The sequence below is a fragment of the Nitratireductor sp. XY-223 genome, from assembly GCF_004959855.1.
Lineage (GTDB): Bacteria > Pseudomonadota > Alphaproteobacteria > Rhizobiales > Rhizobiaceae > Hoeflea_A.
The window spans coordinates 1-20,663 of sequence record NZ_SPNT01000022.1 but is presented as its reverse complement, the minus strand read 5'-3'; the positions used below and the strand labels follow the sequence as shown (position 1 = coordinate 20,663).

Genomic DNA, 20,663 nt, shown 5'->3' with positions numbered 1-20,663 from the left:
GCCATGTCCATACTCAACGAGAGCCTGGCCGGACTGCTGAAGACCGGAAATGGCGTCAAGGCAGATTCCGACAGCAACCCGGCGGACCTCGCGCCGCAGGACGGCCGCTCCTATGTTCGCGGCGCGGATTGGCCGGCGCTCAGACACATCACCATTCCGGACCTGCTTCGCGAGGCGGTCACCCGGCACGGTCCGCGCGACGCCGTCGTGTTTCCCAACGAGGCAAGGACGTTCACCTATTACGATCTCGACCGGATGGTGGATGAGATGGCGTCCGGGCTGCTGGCCCTCGGGCTTCAGAAGGGCGACCGGCTGGGCATCTGGTCGCCCAACAGGCTGGAATGGGTGCTGACCCAGTTTGCGACCGCCCGCATCGGGCTCATCCTTGTCAACATCAATCCCGCCTACCGGGTATCGGAGCTCGAATATGCGCTGAACAAGGTCGGCTGCCGCGCGCTCGTCCTGGCGCAGGCATTCAAGTCCTCCAACTATGTCGAGATGCTGAAAAACCTTGCGCCGGAACTGGATGACTGCGAGCCGGGCCGGCTCGCGGCAGCCCGATTGCCGCAACTCAGGCACGTGATCGTCATGTCCGACGATCCGCAGCCCGGCGCATTCACGTTCAAGGAGGTCCAGTCGCTTGGCGGGCCGGCGCAGCAATTGCGGCTCGACACGATCGCCCGGTCCCTTGACCCGGATGAGCCGATAAACATCCAGTTTACATCCGGCACGACCGGATCGCCCAAAGGGGCGACGCTTTCCCACTACAACATCGTCAACAATGCCCGTTTTACCGCCGAGCGCATGCAGTTCACCGAGCGGGACCGGCTGTGCATTCCGGTCCCGCTTTACCATTGCTTCGGCATGGTGCTGGGCGTGCTCGGCTGCGTCAGCAAAGGGGCCGCGATGGTATTTCCGGGGGAGGCGTTCACGGCTCCCGACACACTCGAAGCCGTCTCGAAGGACCGGTGCACGGCGTTGTTCGGCGTGCCGACCATGTTCGTCGCCATGCTCGAGGAACTCGGCAACGGATCGTATGACGTGTCCCGGTTGCGCACCGGCATGATGGCCGGCGCACCATGCCCGATCGAGGTGATGCGGCGGGTCATCGACGAGATGAACATGTCGCAGGTGACCATCGGCTACGGGATGACGGAAACCTCGCCGATTTCCTTTCAGAGTTTCGTTAACGATCCGATCGAAAAGAGGGTCACGACGGTGGGGCGCATCCACCCGAACCTGGAGGTCAAGATCATCGACGAGGCGGGCGCCATCGTCCCGGCGGGCGCCGAGGGCGAGCTTTGCACCCGCGGTTACTCCGTCATGCGCGGCTACTGGGACGACGAGGACAAGACATCTGAGTCCATTGTCGACGGCTGGATGCGTACCGGCGATCTCGCGACACTGGACGAGGAGGGATATTGCGCGATTGTCGGCCGGGTGAAGGACATGATCATCCGCGGCGGTGAGAACATCTATCCCGCGGAAATCGAGGACTTCCTGTTCAGCCATCCGGCGGTCAAGGAGGTGCAGGTTTTCGGCATTCCCGACAGCGCGCTGGGCGAAGTCGTCGGGGCCTGGATCGTGCCGGGCGACGGGGCTGATCTGCAGGCCGACGATATACGCCGGTTCTGCGACACAAAGATCGCGCACTACAAGATCCCCAAGCACATCCGCATCGTCGACGAACTGCCGATGACCGTCACCGGCAAACCGCAGAAATTCGCCATGCGCGACTGGATGGTCGAGAACGGCTTCAGCGAGTGATCTGCCGGCGTCGACAGACAGCGCGCCGCCGGCACTTCGGACCAGGACAGTACTCGGTTATCTCAGGCCGTTCGCGATTTTCGCAGCCTCCGGCAGGCGCCTGAGGGCAAGCATGCTGACGACGCCAAGGAACGGGCCGGGCACGAGAACGAGGAAGGTCCATCGCCAGCTTCCGGCGAAATCCGCGATCACCGGCACCAGCCATATGGTGATTGTGGTGATGGCGAATCCCACGCCCATCTGGAAGGCCAGCGACGATCCCACGTAACTGGCGTCCGAGAGTTCGCTGACGGCTGCCGAGAACTGGGCGGAATCGGCGACGACGGTCAGCCCCCAGATCAATGCGACGATCAGGAAGAGGGCGGCCGGACCGTCAAACAGGAAGCCGACCGCCAGCGCACACAGGCCCGACACCGCCATCATCAGGGCCGTCGTGTAGCAGCGTCCGATCATGTCCGACAAGAAGCCGCCCAGCAGGCAGCCCGGTGCGCCCATCGCGACGACCGCGAAGGCCAGCAAGGACGCGTTGCCGAAATAGGCGCCCGAATCCGAGGCGGCGACCACATAGGCGAGAATCCATCCCCACATGGCATAGAGTTCCCACATGTGGCCGAAATAGCCGAAATTGGCCAGCATCACCGGGCGGTTGCGGATGATCGCCGCCACCTGCCTCGGGTCGACCCGGGCCCGCGCAAATCCGTGCGGACCTTCGCGCAGAACAAGGAAAACAACCGCTGACAATAAACAGCAGATGGCCGTGACGGTGATCACGGTTTCCCAGGGCAGGACCTGTCCGACGGCCCGCACCAGATGCGGACCGGCCGAACCAAGGGTCACCGCGCCGACCATGGCGCCCATGGCAATGCCGCGTCCGGTTTTGAACCACGTGGCGATGAATTTCATCGCCGGCGGATAGACCCCGGCAAGCGCCGCTCCGGTGACAAAGCGCGCTAAAACGGCACCCGCAAAACCCGGTTCGATCAGAAGAACGGCACTTGAAATCCCTGCGAGAAGCGCCGACCCGGCCATCAGCCGGGGCAGGGCGACAATGTCGGAAATCGCCAGCAGGCTGGACAGGATGGCGCCCGTCACGAATCCCAGCTGCACCGCATTGGTCAGCCAGCCGGCTGTGGCCGTATCCAATTCCCAGGCGCGCGAAATATCATTGATGACGGCGGTCGCGGAAAACCAGCTCATCAGCGACAGGACGACCGCGACTGCGGTGATTGCCAGAACACTCCATCGTCGTTCTGCCTCAAACGGTTCGGAGCCGTTTGAAGGAATGCTGCTCGATGCCACGCGTCACCTCGAAACAGTGCAAGACCAATTACCGAGGCGACATTATCATGGTTGGCGGGAAGTTGCCCCGCCGGGATCGCGGCCTCAGTGCTCCAGCATGGCCCAGAGCTTGCGCTTGATCTGGATGAACTCGTCGGTCAGGCGCATTTCGTCGGTTCTCGGGCGCGGCAGCGATACTTCTTCAATGTGCCGGATTCGGCCCGGGCGCGCCGACATCACGATGATCTTGTCGGAGAGGAATATCGCCTCTTCCAGATCGTGTGTCACGAAAATGACCGTCTTCTTCGACTGCCGCCAGGTCTCCAGCAGGTCGGCCTGCATGCGCTCCTTGGTCTGCGCGTCCAGTGCCCCGAACGGCTCGTCCATGAGCAGTACGTCGGGATCGTTTGCGTAGACCCTGCCGATGTCGACACGTTTGCGCATGCCGCCGGACAATTCGCGCGGCCACCGGTCCTCGAAACCCTTCAGGCCGACCATATCGACCCATTTGGTTTCGATTTCCGCCTGCTCCTCCCGGCTCGCGCCCCTGAGGCGCGGGCCGTAGGAAATATTGCGCGACACCGTCATCCAGGGAAAGACGGCATCCTGCTGGAACACCATGCCCCTGCGCCTGTCGGTCCCCCTGATGATGTCGCCATCAAGGGTCATCTGTCCGTCCGAGGGCTCGAACAGGCCGGCCATCATTTTCAGCAGGGTCGATTTTCCGCAGCCGGACGTTCCGACAATGGAACAGAAACTGCCCGACTCGAATTTCAGGTTGATGTCTTCAAGCACTGTCAGCGGGTTCGGGCCGCCCTTGCCGAAGGTGTGCGTGAGTTTGTCGACGAGGATCTCCGGCATTATTCGCGTGCCTCCGACCATTGCATCAGCCGCGCCTGGATCTTGCGGAAAATGCGGTCCATGATGAACGCGCAGGCCCCGATGATGACAATGATCATCATCACCTGATCCGTCAGGAAGTAGCGGCGGCCTTCCTGAAGCAGGAAACCGAGGCCGTTCTGCGCGGCGAGGAGTTCGGATGCGACCAGCGTCGTCCAGGCGGCGGCAAGCGCAATCCGGTAGCCGGTGATGATGAAGGGCGTCGCTGCCGGAACCGCCACGGTCCTGAACACCTGGAAACGCGAGGCGCCCATGGTGGCGGCGGCGTCCACATAGACCTGGGGGACATTTTTCATCCCGGCAATGACGTTGACGACGCAGACCATGAAACAGGCGATGGTGATGATCAGCACCCGGCTGAACTCACCGATCCCGAACCAGATGATGATGATCGGGATATAGGCCAGCGGCGGGATCGGCCGAAGCGCCTCGATCAGCGGATCGAACAGGTATTCGATCACCTTGTACCAGCCGATCAGGCATCCGAGGATCAGCGCCAGCGTGGTGCCGATGAAAAAGCCCATGAAGATCCGGAAGAGGCTCGCCGCGAGGGCCGTAAAGAGTGTTCCGGATGTCACGTTGGTGACAAACGAGTTGAAGATGTCCGTGAGCGGCGGCAGCAGCGCCGGGTTGTTGTCGGGCTGGTTGGTCACGATGATATAGAGGATGAACACAACCGCCACGGACAGGGCGCCCAAACCGAAGCGCCCCGTCGTAACTTTCGCCAGAATCTCCATGGTCGTCAGATTTGCTTGACAATCTGATCGGAGATCAGCGCGTCGAGATCGGGCACGTTTTCAAGCTTGCCCGCATTGACCAGGAATTCCGACTGCACTTTTTTCGAGTTCTTGAGGATGTTCTTCGAATAGACATCCTTGATCTCGTTTGTGTCGAAGTAGAAATAGCCGTTGAGCAGCGGCTCGACCTCTTCCGGCTTGACGCCGGCGCGGCCGATCCCTTCCTGCCAGACCACCATGCGGTTGACCACTTCGTCGTTATTGTCGCGCAGCATGCCGACACCTTCCTTGTGGAAGGCGGCGACCACCTGTTTCAACGCCTCCTGCTTGGCGTCGAGAACCGGCTGAGTCGTCATGAACACGTCCATGATACTCGGTCGCTTGTCGATCGGCATCTGCGCTCCCTCGGCGAGCAGACTGGCGTCCGGAAGCTTTTCGAAGATCAGCTTGCGGGAGGTCGCAAGCGGAACCGTCGCATCCACGGCACCGGCGATCAGGGCAGCCTGGGCATCGATAGGCTCCATGTTCACGCGGGTGTGTGGCATATCGCCGAGACCGGATTGCCGGAGGGCAACGTCGAGGAAAAAGTCGAAATTCGAGCCGGAGGTCACGGCGATCCGCTTACCTTCGAGGTCGGAAAGGGATTTGAGGCCGGGCGCTCCGACGATGGTGAAGAGGCCGCTGGCGTCCCCGCAAACGGAGATTTCGCGGAAATCGGCGACCTTGCGCGCCATCGCTGCGAGCGGCGGAACGGAACCGACCGTGATGGCCTCGACCGAGCCGCCCACCATGGCTTCAATGGCAGGGGGGCCGGAGGGGAAAACACGGAATTCCATGTCGACTCCGGGCGCAAAACCCTGATCCTGTACCAGCCAGTAGATCCCGAACGAATAGGCCGGGATGATGCCGATTGTCAGCTTTTCATTGGCCGCGTGGGCCTTTCCAATAAAGAAACTGGGTGCGGCAAGTGCGGCGCCTGCGCCAGCGACGCTTTTGAGCGCCGTGCGGCGGCTGATTTTGCTCTTCAAAGCAGATGACATGGTTCCTTCCTCCCTTCAGAATCCTGTGCGGCATTCACGGCCGCAACCGTCCTTTTTTTGTTTTACATTTGTCAGAATAATCGACACTTGTCAATCTAGTAATTACTAGAATATGATCGCCTTGTGGTTAAGCCAAGGCAGGTCGGCGTATTCCCGGAGGCAAACATGAACATCATCCTGATTCTGGTGGACAGTCTGAACAAGCACTGCCTGCAGATGTTCAATCCCCAGTCCGAGTGTCGCACGCCGTTTCTCGACAGGTTTGGCGAGAAGTCGCATATTTTCGAAAACCACTTCATCGCCAGCCTGCCGTGCATGCCGGCACGCCGCGAGATATTCGCCGGCCGCAAGGAATTCCTCTGGCGTCCCTGGGGCTCGCTGGAAGTCTTTGATCCGCGCCTGCCGTCAATAATCGGCGCCAAGGGCTTCAATACGGGCATCGTCACCGATCACTATCATTACTGGGAAGAAGAGGCGAACGGTTACCTTCAGGGCTTCAGGTCGATTGAGTTCATCCGTGGCCATGAATACGACGCCTGGCGGGTGCCGGATGCAGAACCGCTCCCAAAATGGGTGGAGAAGATGGCTGAATTTCGCGCCCGTCAATATGTCGGCCAGTATTATGCCAATGTCCGCGATTTCAAAGACGAGGAGGACTATTTTCCGGCGAAGGTTTTCAGCAAGGCGGCCGATTGGCTGGCCGACAACGCGTCAAAGGGGCCGTTTTTCCTTCAGATCGAATCCTTCGATGTCCATGAGCCTTTCGACACACCGGAACCCTATGGCTCGATGTATAACCGGACCGGCAAGAGCAAGGACGATTTCAATATTTGGCCGCCCTACCAGGTTTATGACGACCTCGACGCCTTCATGGCCCAGACGAGCGAGGAGGAACTGGCGTTTCTCCGCTCGCAATATCTCGGCAAGGCGACCATGGCTGATGTGTGGTTCGGCAGGTTCATGGACAAGATGGATGAACTGTCGCTGTGGGGCGACACCATGGTCATCTTCACCACCGACCACGGCCACGATCTCGGCGAGCGCGGCATCTTCGGCAAGCAGCACCCGCACTACGACAGCCACGCCAATATCCCGATGATTGTCTGGCACCCGGAACACCAGGGAGACGGGCGGCGCGTGACGGGTCTTACCCAGACGGTGGATCTCTTTGCCACCGTCATCGAGGCCGCCGGCGCCGACCTGCCTGAAGCCAACCGGCACAGCAGGAGCCTGATGCCGCTCATTCGCAATGAAAGCGCGGATATTCGCGACGCCATCCTTTACGGCACCTTCGGACAGGGCATCTGTGTCTGTGACGGTGACTGGACGCTGTTCCGAGCGCCCCTCGAGGGCAAGCCGCTCTACGTCTATTCGACCGCGATTACCAGGCCGCTCATCGTCGACAATCCCGTCGACGGGAGGGTCGGGAAGCTGCCTGAGCCACCCGTGGACCAGGGCTATTTCGACCCGACCGTACCACTGCCCATGTGGAAGATTCCCATCGAAATCGATCCGCGGACCCGCGAGAATTATCTCTACAACAGGGCACAGGACCCCGGCCAGACGAGAAATCTGTGGGATTCCGAGCCCGAGCAGAGGGAGCGCCTGCTGGCGCTTGCCCGAAAGCTGATGGATGAGGAGGGATGCCCTCCGGAGCAGTATGAGCGGCTCGGAATGGCCGGTCCGCATTGATATTCCCTGCCGGATTCGCGATGATCCGACCGCGAACGGCATGCTGCTTTGGAAGTCCGATGACTGGATCCACGATGGAAATACGGCGGCCCGGACGGCCCGCCTTCGACCTGACCGGCACGCCCGAGGGGCAGGCCTTCAGCGACGCCTGCAGGTCCATCACGCTGGACAAGAAAAGCGGCGTTTCCCTTTGGAGGCAGCTTTACGAGCAGCTCGAGACCACCATAAGGGAAGGCCGCCTCGAGCCGCATTCGCGCATCCCGTCGGAAGAGATGATCGCCGACCGGTTCGGGATTTCCAGGCCGGTGGTGCGCAACGCCATGCAGGCGCTCGCCAGCAAGGGGCTGGTGGTGAAAGTCCACCGCAAGGGCATTTTCGTCGGATCGCCGCCGCTTGAGACCGACTTTATCTCGACGACGCTCAGCGCCTATGACGATCTCATCGCCCGCGGCCATGCGGTGCGCACCAAAACCCTCGAATTCTACCGCTCCGAGCCGGACGAGAAGGAGCGCGACGCACTCGGGCTCGACGCCGAGGGGAGCGTCGTGCGCGTGGTGCGGGTCTTCTGGATGGATGACGCACCGATCACCTATACGCGCATGTCGCTCCACGGCGAGAAGGTCCCGGGCTTTGAGAACATGGATGTCGACGACCGGTCCATCCTGGGCATGGTGCGCGAGCGCTACGGCCGCACGCTGGTGCGCGCCGAACGCTGGCTGAATGCCGTCATTCCGCCGAAAGACGTCGCCGCCGTGATGGGCATCCAGCAGGGCCTGCCGATGATCGAGATCGAATCCATCGCCTTTGAAAGCGACAACACGCCCCTGGAATACTATCGCGCCTTTTATAATTCGGACGCCGCGCGGATCCACATGGCCATCATGAAGTGATGGCTTAGCGCCAGCGCTTCTGCGCCACCGCGATGGCCAGCGCGCCGACCAGGATGAGCCCGGACAGCGCATCCTTCGTGTTGAAATCGAGCCCCATCAGGTTGAGGCCGTTGGCCACCATGCCGAGAAACAGCACGCCGATCAGCGTGCCCGGCACGTTCGGCCGTCCATGCGGGTGGATCGAGGCTCCGATGAAGACGGCGGCAATCGCGTCGAGCAGGTAGGAAAAACCGGCCAGCGGCGTGAACATGCGCAGGTTCGCCGATCCGATCATGCCGCCGATGGCACAGGTGGCCGCGGCGATGATGAACCCCAGCGCGACGTATTTGTTGACCTTGATGCCGGCCACGAGCGCGGCGGTTTTTTGCAGACCGATGGCATGGATGCGTTTGCCGAAGATCGACCATTCCAGAAAAACGAAATAGATGATCAGCACAACCGCAGCGATGATGACTTCGGACGGAATGCCGAAAACGTCGCCGATCGCCAGGTTGCGGTACTCCATCGGCGCCCGCCGATGCGAAATCGGGCCGCCGCCACCCGTAAAGATGCGCTGTACGGAACTGCCGATAAAGAACGTGCCGAGCGTTGCGAGGAACGGGCTGACCGACAGTTTCACGACGAGGAACGCATTGAGCAGGCCGACAATCGCGCCGCCGCCGATGCCGATCATTATGGCCACGTACCAGGCCGCGTTGAAATCCTTCATGGCGACGATGGCGAAGGCGGCGCCCATGTCGAATGCGATGCCCACCGACAGGTCGATGCCGCCCAGCGCCACGACCAGCGTCATGCCGAGCGCAAGGATCAGCAGGATGGACGATCCCTCGATGATGTTCAGCAGGTTGGTCCCGCTGAGGAAGCTGCCGGTATAGAGCGAGAAGAACGCGAAGAACGCGGCGATGATGACGAGGAAACCGTAGCGCACCAGGAAATTGCGCATCGTGGTTGAATTGGTCTCGGTCACGAGGCTCATGCTGCGTGCCCCCGTGCGGATGCCCTCAGCGACAGCGATGCGGAGGCGACGACAACGAGGATCAGGGCACCCTTGATGCAGCCGGTCCAGAAAACGTTGACCCCGATGGATTTGAAGCCGATGGAGAGCGCGGTCACCAGCACCGCTCCGAGCACCGCGCCCCACAGGGTGACAACCCGGCGCGGGGAGAAAGCAGCGCCCAGAAAGGTCGCCAGCACCATCTCGAGCAGGAGATTTTCCTCCGTTCCGGGCGTGGAGCCGGAGCCGCGCGCCAGCACGAACATGGATGCCAGCCCGCCGGCGAACGCCGCGACGACGAAGGACTGCGACAGGAAGCGGCCGGTCGGGATGCCGGAGATCTCGGCGGCGTCGCGGCTGCCGCCGACGGCCTGCAGGTTCATGCCCCAGCGTGTCCGGTGCACGACAAAGAAGAAGATGAGGAACAGGATCGTCGTCAGGATGACGCCGACCGAGACGCCGGCGATGGACCCGTCGCGCAGCCACACCACGACCGGGTGGTCGACATTGATCCGCCGGCTGGACGTGATCACCTTGACGATCCCGACCACGGCAACCGAGACCGAGAGCGTCGCCAATAGAGGCGTCATGCCGATCCGCACGACGAGGAGCGCATTGACGGCGCCGACAATCAGCGCGGCAATCAACGCCAGGGCAAAGGCGATGGCGATCGGCGTGCCGTGATTGGTGACCTGGTCCGCGATGATCGCCGCCGACATCACCGCCGTTGCCGGTATCGAAAGATCGATCCCGCCGGAGACGACATCGTTTCCGCCGGCCATGACCACCACGGAAAGGCCGAGGCACACGACCACCGTCGGAATGGCCTGCCTGAGGATCAGGTCAAGGCTCTGGAAGCTGAAATAGTTCGGCGCCGTGAAGCTGAGATAGACGAGAAGAACGACAAAGATCGCCAGCGGCAGGTAGCCGACCAAGGCTGCCCGTCTCGGCACGGCGGACTGTCCCGCCGCAGGTCCGCTGTCCGCGCTCAAGCCGCATCCCCCGTTGCTTCGAAACCGGTTGTCAGGGCGATCAGGCTGTCGATATCGAGCGTGTCGGTCGGGCGGTCGGCAATCATCCTGCCGCGCATCAGGACCGCGACCCGGTCACACAGGCCGAGCAGTTCGGCGGGATCGGACGAAGAGATGATGATGCCGGCGCCTTGCGCCGCCAGGTCCTCGATCAGTTGGTAGATCTCCACCTTTGCGCCGATATCGACTCCCACCGTCGGCTCGTCCAGGATGAACACCTTGGAGCCGGTCGCCAGCCATCGGGCCAGAACCACCTTCTGCTGGTTGCCGCCGCTCAGGAACCGTGTGATGGCGCTGGAATTGCGCGGCCTTATGTCCAGCTTTTCCGACAGCGCGTCGGAACGCCGTGCGGCCGACCTGCGGTTCTCCAGCCACAGGTCCGCAATCTCTTCCAGGGAGGCCAGGTTGATGTTGTCGCCGACGCTCAGGTCGAGCACCAGACCGTCATGCCGGCGGTCGCGGGGAACCAGCACGATCCCCGCGGCGACAGCCGTTGACGGCGTCGATATGGTCAACTCCCGCCCGCCCAGTTCAATGCTGCCGGATGTCGGCTGCTTGAGGCCGTAAATGGTGTCGGTCAGTTCTTCCCGGCCGGATCCGATGAGGCCGCCAAGGCCGACGATCTCACCTTTGCCGACCGTCAGGTCGATGCCGCTGAACTGGCCCTCGCTGGTCAGGCCCGACAATTTCAGGATCGGCGCTTCGACCGCGTGGTGCTTCGTCGGATAGAGCGCGTCGAGGGCGCGGCCGACCATGTGCCTGATGATGCTGTCGGAGGAGGCATCGTCGATATTGTCTTCGACCGCGACGTCCTTGCCGTTGCGGAAGACGGTCACCCGGTCGCAGAGCTGGGTGATTTCACCGAGATAGTGCGACACGTAGATGATCGCGATGCCGCGTTCCTTCAGCCGTCGGATCGCCGCGAAGAGTTGCTCGATCTCGGCCATCGCCAGCGGCGCGGTCGGCTCGTCAAAGACCACGATCCGGGCCTTGTTGTCGATCAGCGCACGGGCGATCTGAACCAGCTTTCGTTCCGCGATGCCCAGATCGCGGATCAGGGTGTTCGGCGCAATATCGACATGCAGCGTTTCCGACAGGAATGCGGACGCCCGGGCGTTCATCGTCTTTCGGTCGATACCGAAAACACCGCTGATCTCCTGGCCCATGAAAACCGATTCAGCGACCGTGAAATGCGGGACGAGATGCAGTTCCTGGTGGATGAACCGCACGCCGGCCGCGTGCACCGACGCCGGCGTCAGCGTATCGTAGGCGGTGCCGTTGATGGTGACGGTCCCGCTGTCGCGGGCATAGACGCCGGCAAGGACCTTGATAATGGTCGATTTTCCGGCGCCGTTCTCGCCGACCAACCCGTGGATTTCTCCTGGGGCGACATACAGGCTGGCTTGGTCGAGCGCCTGTACGCCCGGAAACATTTTCGAGATTCCAGCCATGGAAAGAACGTGCAGGTCATCGTTCTTTGTCATGTTCACGGGCCGATGCTGATTGAAATGACCACCGCGGGATTATAACCGGAAGGCCCGCGTTGAATCACGGGCCATCCGGCCGGCTGTCCACTGAAAAGGCAGGGCTCCTAGTTCAGGTCGCCGTAGCCGAGCTCCTTGTAAACGGCCTTCGCCTCATCAGGGCCGTTCACCGGCTTGACGTCGACAAAAGTCTGCGGCAGCAGCTTTTCGCCGGCGAAGTGGCGGGCCACGTTCGTTGCCGCGGTCGATCCGATCTTGCGCGGCTGCTGCGCGACATTGGCTACGAACGGGCTGTTTTCCTCGGCCATGATTTCGAGTGTTTCCGGCCCGCCATCAAGTGCGGTGACCTTGATTTCGGTGCGGCCGGCTTCCTCGAGCGCCTGGACGATGCCGATCGCGGGCTGGTCCCAGCAGCCGACGTGAATGGCATCGATCGTGCCTTTCGGATTGGCGGCCAGAAGGTCGAGCGTCTTCTTGCGCGCGTCTTCAGGTGCGTTTGCGAACTCCTCCGCCAGTTCCGGCTGCATGATCTCGATGCCGGGATAGTCCTGCATCACGTATTTCCACAGGCCGGCGCGGATACCGCAAATCCGCAATGCGCCCTCGAAGGCGTTGAAGATCGCGACCTTTCCCTGGCCGCCGATCGCGTCCGCCATGTAGCGGCCGATGGTGGTGCCCATGTAGTAGTTGTCGGACGTCGTGTTGTTGATGCCGTGCGGCGACAGGTGATCGACCGTGAACACCGGCACGCCGGCATTCTTGAGCGCCTCGAACTTGGGCTCGACGGCCCCGTCGCCGAGAATGGAAATGACGGCATCCACATCGCTGTTCAGCAAGATGTCGTGGTTGTCCGCATGTACCTGATTGTCGCGTCCGCCATCGACGGGAACGACTTCGCCGCCGAGTTCCTTGACCCGGTCGATCGCCCCGTTGAAGGCCTCGCGGTCCCAGAAGTGCTGGGTACCAACGACGGCCACGCCGATTTTCTTGCCGTCCAGTGACAGATGCCCGTCCGCCCATGCCCCGGTCGCGACAACCGCGGCGGCCATGATGCCCAGGCCAAGCGCGCGAACGCTTGAACGCAAACTCTTGCTCATTGCTATTCCTCCCTTTTGCAGCCGCAGGATGGCTGCATTCGAACCAACGTTTTCATCCGGTCTGCACGTGGCCGGGAACCAAATTTCTTGGTGCAGGATCGAACCACAAATCGTGACAGCCGTTTCAAAACGGACTTAACTTATGTAACAAGAAATGTCATAAGTCAAACGAGGCGGGCGCGTGACAACCGTGTTTGAAATTGCCCCGGCGCCATTCGAGCGGGTGGAATCTCCGGTTTCGCGCTCAAGAAAACAGACTTAACAATTGTAAAATTATATGCCATATGTAAAAAGAATTGGGTAATGTGTTGGCTGTGTGAATGACTGGTAATCTCCATCTTGGACTGGATGTGGGTACGACCGCCGTCAAGGCGGCGGTCTACGATTCGCATGGCGCAATCAGGGCGCTGGAAGACCGCGAGAGCAATCCCGTCGCTGAGCGGTCCGGGTGGTCGTCCCAGCCGATGGAGGCCGTTTGGCAGACAGCCGCGGATGCGATCAAGTCCGTCTCAACGCAAGTCGGTGCGCAAAACATCGGCACCGTCGGCGTGTGCGCTCAAGGGGATGGACTGTGGCTGCTCGACGAGCAGGGCAGGCCGGTCCGGGACGCCATCTTGTGGAACGATCAAAGGGCGGTCGACTACGTCACCGGATGGATCGAGGACGGCACGGCGGACCGGCTCGCGCGTTTCAGCCGGACCGCTATCTGGCCCGGAACGTCCGGTGCGGCCTATCGCTGGCTGAAGGACCATGAGCCGGAGAACGCGGCGCGGGCCAGGCATGCGATCAACTGCAAGGACTGGATCAATTTACGCCTGACCGGGCAACTGACCACGGACTACACCGATGCGACGATCCCCTTTCTTGATCTCGAATCGGGCCGCTATGCTCCGGAAGCCTTCGCGATGCTCGGGGTCGAAGAGCTGCAGGACAAGCTTGTCGATCCGCTGCGGGCGACCGGGCTCAACGGCGCGGTCGACGAGGCGGCATCGGGCGCGACCGGCCTGCCGGTCGGAACCCCGGTGGCCGCCGGTTGCATCGACGTGGCGGCGATGATCAGCGGCATGGGGCTTGCCGAAACCGGCGACATCTGCCTGATCCTCGGAACGACCGCTGTGGTGGCGGTCATCGTCGAGCCGGAGGCATTCAGCGGGCCGCAGCCCGGCGCAACCCTGGCGCACCCCTATGCCGACAAATGGATCAGGGTCCTGGCACCGCTCAGCGGTGCGTCCGCGCTTGACTGGTTCACGTCGCTCGACAGCGTGAACTACGGCGGGGCGGACGCGGCGGAGGTCATACAACGCCTCAACAGCGCGGCAGCTTCGGTGCCCGCCGGCGCCAACGGCGTCGTGTTCGTGCCGTTTCTGTCGGGAGAGCGGGCGCCGGTCGTGGCGCCGCACGCAACGGCGTCGTTTCACGGAATTACCAGCGCCACGACGCAGGCGGATCTCGCCCGCGCCGTGATGGAGGGCGCCGCGATGAGCCTACGGCAGTGTTTCCAGGCAACAGGCGCCGCCACGCCGGGTCAGATCTTCATGACCGGCGGCGGGGCCCGCAATGCCCTGTGGTGCGATATCATCGCCAGCGTCATGAACACGACGATCGTGGCCAGCGATTCCAGCGACCACGGCGTCTGGGGCGCGGCGATGATCGGCGCCTGCGCCGGCGGCATGATGGATATCGCACGGCCGCCGGTGCGCGACGAGGCGCTGCGTCGGCACCGGCCGGACGGCAAAATGGTCGCCTCCTACAACCAGCTTTTTCAGCTCTATGAAAACCATGTGGCATCCTCGCCGGCGCTGTGGAATGCGCGGCGCGATATTCTGGGGGGCCCGTCATGACCGGCAGCAGCCCACGTTTCGATGCCGTCTTTGCCGGATTGACCATCCTCGATATCGCCGGACGGCCCGTCTCGTCCATTCCCGAAGGGGGCGGCATCGCCTTTGTCGAGGAAATACGGATGAACCCCGCCGGCACCGCGTCAGGTGCTGTCATGAACGCCGCCAAGCTCGGCGTATCCTGCTCGACGTCGGCCTGCCTGGGACGCGACGAGAAGGGCGACTTCATCGAAAACCGGTATCGCGCGATGGGCATAGACTGCTCGCTGCTGCAGCGCACCGATGCTGTGGCGACGTCGGCAACGATCCTGCCCATCCGGCCCGATGGCGAGCGTCCCGCCCTGCATTGCCGCGGCGCATCAGATGATTGGTGGCTGGACGAGACCGAGTTCGACGCGGTGTGCGACGCCCGGTTCCTGCATCACGGCGGCACCGGTTTCCTTGAAAGAATGGACCGGGGCCAGAGCGCGAAACTGCTCGCCCACGCCAAGCAGCGGGGGCTGACGGTGACCCTCGACCTGATCGGCCCGAGCGACCGGACGCTCGGCCAGTTGAAAGAGCTGCTGCCGCATGTCGACTATTTCATGCCTTCGATGGAGGAGGCCCGGTTCATCTCCGGAAAATCCGATCCGTCCGACGCCGCGCGTTATTTCCGGGATCTTGGCGCCACGGCCTGCATCTTCAAGTGGGGCGCCAGGGGATCGTTCGTAAGCACCGCCGATGGCAATTGGCGCATACCTGCTTTCAAAGTGGAAGTTTCGGACACCACCGGCTGCGGCGACAGCTACTGCGGCGGTTTCATTGCCGGGCTCAGCATGGGCTACGACCTGGAAATGGCCTGCCGGCTGGGAACCGCGGTCTCCGGTCTGGTCGCCACAGGGCTCGGCTCCGATGCCGGGGTGGTCGATCTGCAACGGACACTCGAATTCATGAGCACCGCCTCGATACTGGAAGACAATGATGACTGAACACGCGAAAAAGAGCGATGCCCGCCGGTCGCTGCACCAGGACAGCGTCCTGGCGAACACGGCGATCCTTTACTACAAGGAAGGCCTGACCCAGAACGAGATCGCGCTGCGTCTCGGCGTGTCGCGCCCCACGGTCATCAACTATCTGCGCCTGGCGCGCGAACAGAACATCGTTGACATTCGCATCAACGGCGCATCCTTCGCGGTGTCCAACACCTCGCGCGACCTGCGCGCCAAATTCAACCTTGCGGATGTCTACATCGCCAGCCTCACGCCGGAAGGAGACCCGGCCGATGTCGCCTACAAGGCGCAAATCAACCGCGAGGTGGCTCAGGTCGGCGCCATGGCGCTGCACGACGTACTGCAGCCCGGCGAACTTGTCGGTATCGCATGGGGCGAGACGATCTATCACCTGGCCAACGAGGCACCTTACCGCATCATCGAGGATCTGACGGTCTGTCAACTCATCGGGTCGATGACGACCCCCCTTGTGTCGACGGCGGAGGGATGCGCCATCAGCCTCGCTTCCCGGCTCGGCGCCGAGTGCCACACGCTGCATGCGCCGGCCATCCTGACCTCCGCGAAACTGGCGGAGGCGCTGCGCGGCGAACCGGTCATAAGCGAACAGCTGGAGCGTTTGAAGACCATCGACCGGTCGATCTTTTCGGTCGGCAACTGCGATTCAGACACGCCCATCGTCCAGTCCGCCATCACCAGCAAAGAGGAATTCGACTGGTATCGCGAGAAGGGCGCCGTCGGCGTGCTGTGCGGCCGTTTCATCGATCGTGCCGGTACGCACATTGAGGGTCCAATGGACGAGCGCATGATCGGTATCGACCTTTCATATCTCAAGGACAGGGCAAACGGGCTGTTGGTCGCCGGCGGTCCGGCGAAATTCGATGCGATAACCGCGACGCTCAATGGTGGCTATGTGTCTCATCTGGTCACTGACGAGCAGACCGCACAAGCGCTGCTGGAAATCTAGGACGCGTTACCATGGCCGAAATAGCAATCATTGGCGATCTCTTCATGCTTCCGGAGGTCTTTGCCGAGAAGATCGAGGAGGCATGCGGAAATGCCCACACGATAAGGACCATGCAGCAGCAGTGGCCCGACGTGGCGATGGAACACGGATACGCCGTTGCCGGCATGGATGGCCTGAAGGAGTATTTCGGAACCGCCGAGGACGTGCTGGATTTTGTTGGCGATGCCGAGATTTTCGTCACCCATCTGGCGCCGTTGTCGCGCAAGATGATGGAGCAGTTGCCGAACCTGAAACTTGTCGCGGTGTCGCGCGGCGGGCCGGTCTCCATCGATATGCCGGCGTCCCGCGACAACGGTATCCTCGTCGTCAACACGCCGGGCCGGAACGCGACCGCCGTTGCCGAGTTCACCATCGGCGCGATTCTCGCCGAGACCAGGCTTATCCGCGAGGGCCACGAATCCCTGCGCGCCGGCGACTGGCGCGGAGACCTCTACCGCGCCGACCGCACCGGAAGGGAACTCAACGAGATGACCGTTGGGGTCATCGGTTACGGCAATATCGGAACGAAAGTCGTGCGGCTTCTGCGCGCCTTCGGAACGAGGGTGCTCGTCAGCGATCCTTACGTACAATTGTCGGAACAGGACCGTCGGGACGGCGTCCTGCACACCTCGCTCGCGGAGTTGCTGGCCGAAAGCGACGTGGTGACCATGCATCCGCGGGTCACGCCCGAAACGCAGGGCATGATCGGCAAGGATGAATTTGCCGCCATGAAGAAGGGCGCGATCTTCATCAACACCGCCCGCGGGCCGCTTGTCGACTACGATGCGCTCTATGAAGCGCTCCGCTCCGGGCATCTGGGCGGCGCGATGCTGGAGACCTTCGCCGTCGAACCCGTTCCTGCAGACTGGCCCCTGCTGCAGCTGCCGAATGTGACCCTGACGCCGCATATCGCCGGCGCGTCGGTCCGAACCGTCACCTTTGCCGCGGAACAGGCGGCAGAAGAGGTGCGGCGCTTTCTCGCCGGCGAGCCGCCCATCAACCCGAATTGAATCGAATGAAAAAACGCCCGACCATGTCACCGAACGACGAACTGAAACTGCGCCAGGCCATCATCGACGGCTGCATCGAAATGAACGCGGCCGGCTACAACCAGGGCATGTCCGGCAATGTCAGCGCCCGGTTCGGAGACCGCCTGCTGATCACGCCGGGCTCGATCGCCTATGACCGTCTCAGGGCGGACATGATTGTCCCGATGGCGATTTCCGACGGGAGCTGGAGCGGCGCGTACGAGCCGTCTTCGGAATGGCGGTTTCACCGGGACATCCTGGCGGCGCGATCCGATGTGAACGCCGTCGTCCACCTGCATTCACCCTTTGCGACGGCGCTGTCCATGGCGCGAAAACCGATTCCGGCCTGTCACTACCTGATCGCCTCATTCGGCGGGGACGATGTGCGCTGCGCGGACTATGCCGTCAATGGCAGCCAGGCCCTCTCGGACGCGGCGTTGGCGGCCCTGGAAGACCGCACCGCCTGCCTGCTCGCCAACCACGGCATGATCACGGTGGGCGGGACGCTTGCGGCGGCGCTCGACGCGGCCGTGCAGCTCGAAGCCCTGGCGCGCCAGTATTGCATCGCTCTTTCCATTGGCGGGCCGGTGCTGTTGACCCGGCAGGAGGTGGAGGCGTCCCCGGCCTATCAAATGCAGAAAGTCCATCCGCAAGGGAGCGGGCGGGACGCGGGACCCTCGCGTTTCGCCATGACCGGATTTCCAGAATCGGCGAAGTGCAATGATTGACAACAACTACGACCGTGAAGAGGCAATTCGCTGGCGCAGGGAAGCGGGCGACGATCCGGCGGACCAGGAGCTGGCCGAGCGCGTCTACACGTCGCGGCTGATCGGCCGGAATCCCGACCTGGTGATGCATGGCGGCGGCAACACGTCCGTCAAGGTCAAGCGGCGCGATCTCTATGGGGATGAGCAGGCCGTTGTTCATATCAAGGGTTCGGGCTGGGATCTGGGTGCGGTCGAAGCGGACGGCATGCCCGGTGTCTGGCTCGACCCGCTTCTCAGGCAGCGACAGCTGAACGGCCTCAGCGACCGTGAAATGATCAGCGCCCAGCGCGCCGCGCTGCTGGATGCCAGCGCGCCGAACCCGTCGATCGAGACCCTGCTGCACGCATTCCTGCCGCACACCTATGTGGACCACACACACGCAACCCCGTTCCTGGTGCTTGCTAACCTTCCCAATGCGGAGGAGGTGTGCCGCGAGATATTCGGCGGCCGCGTCGGCGTCGTGCCCTACATGATGCCTGGTTTTGCGCTGGACAAGAGAGCGGCCGAGGTCTTTGACGAGAACCCGGATATGGAGGGTCTGCTGCTGCTCAACCACGGCCACGTGGCCTTCGGCGATACGGCCGAGCAGAGCTACAACCGGGTTGTCGATCAGGCCAACGAGGCAGCCGCCTATTTCGGCATGACCGGCACGATGTCCGACACCGGCCATGATCGGGCAGCGGACCTTTCGGTGCTTCCCGTGTTGCGCGGTGTCATTGCCGAGCAGCGCAGCGATCCGGACGTGGCGATGCCGGTTTTCGACATTCGCGGCGGCACGGCCGCACACGCGGTCTGGGCGCGGCCCGATGTCGAGGCGCTCGCCGGGAAGGGCGTCTGCTCGCCGGATCATGTGCTGCATATCAAGGGACGGCCGCTTGTGCTCCCGAGAAAGGTCTGGGAAGCCGGGCGTGACGCGATCGCGGGCACCGTGCAGGCCTTCGAAGCGGATTATGCGGCCTATTTCGACCGCAACGCACAGCAATCCGACACGCCGAAATCGATGGTCACTCCCGATCCGAAACATGCCTGGATCGAGGGCATCGGCATCGTCGGGATCGGAAACGACGCGCGGTCTGCCGCGGTTGCCGCCGACCTTGCCGAACAGAACATGGCCGTGCGGATTGCCGGCGAGGATGCCGGCGGGTTTCGTCCGATTGCGGAGGAAGACCAGTTCGAATGCGAATACTGGCCGGTCGAACGCGCCAAGCTGGACCGCAGCGCGACGCCGGTCCTGCAGGGCAGGGTGGTCATGGTCACCGGCGGCGCGGGTGCCATCGGCCTGGCGACCGCCAGGGCCTTTGCGGAGCTCGGCGCCAACTGCATCCTTGTCGATCTCGACGAGGCACGGCTGGCGGATGCCGTTGGCGAACTCGGACCGTGGCACACCACCCATGCCTGCGATATCACCGCAGCAGGCGCGGCCGAAGGCGCGATGGACCACGCGGTGGCGACCTTCGGCGGGCTGGACATCCTTGTCTCGAACGCCGGCTCGGCAACGGGCGGTGCAATGCTGGAACTCGACGACGCTGCGTTCCGCAAGGCATTCGAGCTGAATTTCTTTGCCCACAAGAACTTCGCCACCTCGGCGGCGGCGCTGATGCTGCGCCAGCAGCGCCCGGGCCAGATCCTGTTCAACATCTCCAAGCAGGCGATCAACCCGGGAAAGAACATGGGCGCCTACGGCATGCCGAAGGCGGCGACCATGTTCCTCATGCGCCAGCTGGCGCTGGAACTCGGCGGCGACGGCATACGCGTCAACGGCATCAATGCCGACCGCATACGGTCGGGGCTTCTCACGGAAGATTTCATCAAGGAGCGCTCGGCCGCCCGCGGCGTCAGCGAAGCGGACTATATGGGCGGCAATCTGTTGAAGCGGGAAGTCGAGGCGCGCCATGTCGGCGAGGCGTTCGTAGCGTTGGCGCTGTCGGAACGCACCACCGGCCATGTGCTGACCGTCGACGGCGGAAATACCGCGGCGGAACTGAGATAGATTTCAGTTTGAGGAAAGATCAATGAACGAACCCTGTTGCGGTCCTGGCTATGCGTCACCGATGGAGGCGATGCGGGCGCCGCGTGAGAAGGTGCTTTACACGATAGCGATCTACACGGGCACGGGCATCCAGAAGCC

At 62.5% G+C, this 20,663-nt stretch carries 17 protein-coding genes; 9 read left to right on the top strand and 8 right to left on the bottom strand.

Annotation, left to right across the window (positions count from 1 at the left end):
• Positions 1-3: 3 nt before the first annotated feature.
• Complete coding sequence (locus E4M07_RS27435; RefSeq protein WP_136661609.1) at positions 4-1,767, top strand: AMP-binding protein; 1,764 nt, start codon at positions 4-6, stop codon at positions 1,765-1,767.
• Positions 1,768-1,824: 57 nt separating this feature from the next.
• Here the strand turns inward: E4M07_RS27435 and E4M07_RS27430 are convergent, their stop codons facing one another.
• From E4M07_RS27430 to E4M07_RS27415, 4 genes are all read right to left on the bottom strand, one after another.
• Positions 1,825-3,066 (bottom strand): MFS transporter, encoded by a 1,242-nt coding sequence (locus E4M07_RS27430; protein ID WP_246660639.1) that lies wholly within the window; start codon positions 3,064-3,066, stop codon positions 1,825-1,827.
• Positions 3,067-3,150: 84 nt separating this feature from the next.
• Positions 3,151-3,906, bottom strand: a complete 756-nt coding sequence (locus E4M07_RS27425) for an ABC transporter ATP-binding protein (protein WP_136661608.1) — start codon at positions 3,904-3,906, stop codon at positions 3,151-3,153.
• On the bottom strand, positions 3,906-4,682 hold the full coding sequence (locus E4M07_RS27420) for an ABC transporter permease (RefSeq protein ID WP_136661607.1): 777 nt from the start codon (positions 4,680-4,682) through the stop codon (positions 3,906-3,908). Before E4M07_RS27420 ends, E4M07_RS27425 begins: the two co-directional genes overlap by 1 nt.
• 5 nt (positions 4,683-4,687) lie before the next feature.
• Entirely contained in the window at positions 4,688-5,722 is a 1,035-nt protein-coding gene (locus E4M07_RS27415; protein WP_136661606.1) for an ABC transporter substrate-binding protein, read from the bottom strand.
• Positions 5,723-5,887: 165 nt separating this feature from the next.
• Between E4M07_RS27415 and E4M07_RS27410 the strand changes: the two genes are divergently transcribed.
• Positions 5,888-7,414 carry a sulfatase gene (locus tag E4M07_RS27410; protein WP_136661605.1) on the top strand — a complete coding sequence of 509 codons (1,527 nt, stop codon included), beginning with the start codon at positions 5,888-5,890 and terminating at the stop codon, positions 7,412-7,414.
• 59 nt (positions 7,415-7,473) lie between these two features.
• Positions 7,474-8,304, top strand: a complete 831-nt coding sequence (locus tag E4M07_RS27405) for a GntR family transcriptional regulator (RefSeq protein WP_169054437.1) — start codon at positions 7,474-7,476, stop codon at positions 8,302-8,304.
• Between the two features lie 4 nt (positions 8,305-8,308).
• Here the strand turns inward: E4M07_RS27405 and E4M07_RS27400 are convergent, their stop codons facing one another.
• From E4M07_RS27400 to E4M07_RS27385, 4 genes are all read right to left on the bottom strand, one after another.
• Positions 8,309-9,280 carry an ABC transporter permease gene (locus E4M07_RS27400; protein WP_136661603.1) on the bottom strand — a complete coding sequence of 324 codons (972 nt, stop codon included), beginning with the start codon at positions 9,278-9,280 and terminating at the stop codon, positions 8,309-8,311.
• Positions 9,277-10,251, bottom strand: a complete 975-nt coding sequence (locus tag E4M07_RS27395) for an ABC transporter permease (protein ID WP_136661602.1) — start codon at positions 10,249-10,251, stop codon at positions 9,277-9,279. The genes E4M07_RS27400 and E4M07_RS27395 overlap by 4 nt, the downstream gene beginning before the upstream one ends.
• Before the next feature lie 35 nt (positions 10,252-10,286).
• Complete coding sequence (locus E4M07_RS27390) at positions 10,287-11,813, bottom strand: sugar ABC transporter ATP-binding protein (RefSeq protein ID WP_136661601.1); 1,527 nt, start codon at positions 11,811-11,813, stop codon at positions 10,287-10,289.
• 107 nt (positions 11,814-11,920) lie between these two features.
• Entirely contained in the window at positions 11,921-12,910 is a 990-nt protein-coding gene (locus E4M07_RS27385; RefSeq protein WP_136661600.1) for a sugar ABC transporter substrate-binding protein, read from the bottom strand.
• A gap of 320 nt (positions 12,911-13,230) precedes the next feature.
• Between E4M07_RS27385 and E4M07_RS27380 the strand changes: the two genes are divergently transcribed.
• Genes E4M07_RS27380 through E4M07_RS27355 form a run of 6 tightly spaced genes read left to right on the top strand, consistent with a single transcriptional unit; the run spans position 13,231 to position 20,525 of the window.
• Positions 13,231-14,751 (top strand): FGGY-family carbohydrate kinase, encoded by a 1,521-nt coding sequence (locus tag E4M07_RS27380; RefSeq protein WP_136661599.1) that lies wholly within the window; start codon positions 13,231-13,233, stop codon positions 14,749-14,751.
• Positions 14,748-15,716, top strand: coding sequence for a sugar kinase (locus E4M07_RS27375; protein ID WP_136661598.1), 969 nt, complete (start codon positions 14,748-14,750; stop codon positions 15,714-15,716). Before E4M07_RS27380 ends, E4M07_RS27375 begins: the two co-directional genes overlap by 4 nt.
• Positions 15,706-16,701, top strand: coding sequence for a sugar-binding transcriptional regulator (locus tag E4M07_RS27370; protein WP_136661597.1), 996 nt, complete (start codon positions 15,706-15,708; stop codon positions 16,699-16,701). The genes E4M07_RS27375 and E4M07_RS27370 overlap by 11 nt, the downstream gene beginning before the upstream one ends.
• 11 nt (positions 16,702-16,712) lie before the next feature.
• Positions 16,713-17,750 (top strand): 2-hydroxyacid dehydrogenase, encoded by a 1,038-nt coding sequence (locus E4M07_RS27365; protein ID WP_136661596.1) that lies wholly within the window; start codon positions 16,713-16,715, stop codon positions 17,748-17,750.
• A 5-nt stretch (positions 17,751-17,755) separates the two neighbouring features.
• Complete coding sequence (locus E4M07_RS27360) at positions 17,756-18,496, top strand: class II aldolase/adducin family protein (protein ID WP_246660638.1); 741 nt, start codon at positions 17,756-17,758, stop codon at positions 18,494-18,496.
• A complete protein-coding gene (locus E4M07_RS27355; RefSeq protein ID WP_136661595.1) occupies positions 18,489-20,525 on the top strand; it encodes a bifunctional aldolase/short-chain dehydrogenase in 2,037 nt (678 codons plus the stop codon). The genes E4M07_RS27360 and E4M07_RS27355 overlap by 8 nt, the downstream gene beginning before the upstream one ends.
• The last annotated feature ends 138 nt before the right edge of the window (positions 20,526-20,663 follow it).

Coding starts and splice junctions, on each gene's coding strand:
- E4M07_RS27435 (WP_136661609.1), top strand. CDS start 4: ATGTCCATACTCAACGAGAGCCTGGCCGGACTGCTGAAGACCGGAAAT.
- E4M07_RS27425 (WP_136661608.1), bottom strand. CDS start 3,906: ATGCCGGAGATCCTCGTCGACAAACTCACGCACACCTTCGGCAAGGGC.
- E4M07_RS27420 (WP_136661607.1), bottom strand. CDS start 4,682: ATGGAGATTCTGGCGAAAGTTACGACGGGGCGCTTCGGTTTGGGCGCC.
- E4M07_RS27415 (WP_136661606.1), bottom strand. CDS start 5,722: ATGTCATCTGCTTTGAAGAGCAAAATCAGCCGCCGCACGGCGCTCAAA.
- E4M07_RS27410 (WP_136661605.1), top strand. CDS start 5,888: ATGAACATCATCCTGATTCTGGTGGACAGTCTGAACAAGCACTGCCTG.
- E4M07_RS27405 (WP_169054437.1), top strand. CDS start 7,474: ATGACTGGATCCACGATGGAAATACGGCGGCCCGGACGGCCCGCCTTC.
- E4M07_RS27400 (WP_136661603.1), bottom strand. CDS start 9,280: ATGAGCCTCGTGACCGAGACCAATTCAACCACGATGCGCAATTTCCTG.
- E4M07_RS27390 (WP_136661601.1), bottom strand. CDS start 11,813: ATGACAAAGAACGATGACCTGCACGTTCTTTCCATGGCTGGAATCTCG.
- E4M07_RS27385 (WP_136661600.1), bottom strand. CDS start 12,910: ATGAGCAAGAGTTTGCGTTCAAGCGTTCGCGCGCTTGGCCTGGGCATC.
- E4M07_RS27380 (WP_136661599.1), top strand. CDS start 13,231: ATGACTGGTAATCTCCATCTTGGACTGGATGTGGGTACGACCGCCGTC.
- E4M07_RS27375 (WP_136661598.1), top strand. CDS start 14,748: ATGACCGGCAGCAGCCCACGTTTCGATGCCGTCTTTGCCGGATTGACC.
- E4M07_RS27370 (WP_136661597.1), top strand. CDS start 15,706: ATGATGACTGAACACGCGAAAAAGAGCGATGCCCGCCGGTCGCTGCAC.
- E4M07_RS27365 (WP_136661596.1), top strand. CDS start 16,713: ATGGCCGAAATAGCAATCATTGGCGATCTCTTCATGCTTCCGGAGGTC.
- E4M07_RS27360 (WP_246660638.1), top strand. CDS start 17,756: ATGAAAAAACGCCCGACCATGTCACCGAACGACGAACTGAAACTGCGC.
- E4M07_RS27355 (WP_136661595.1), top strand. CDS start 18,489: ATGATTGACAACAACTACGACCGTGAAGAGGCAATTCGCTGGCGCAGG.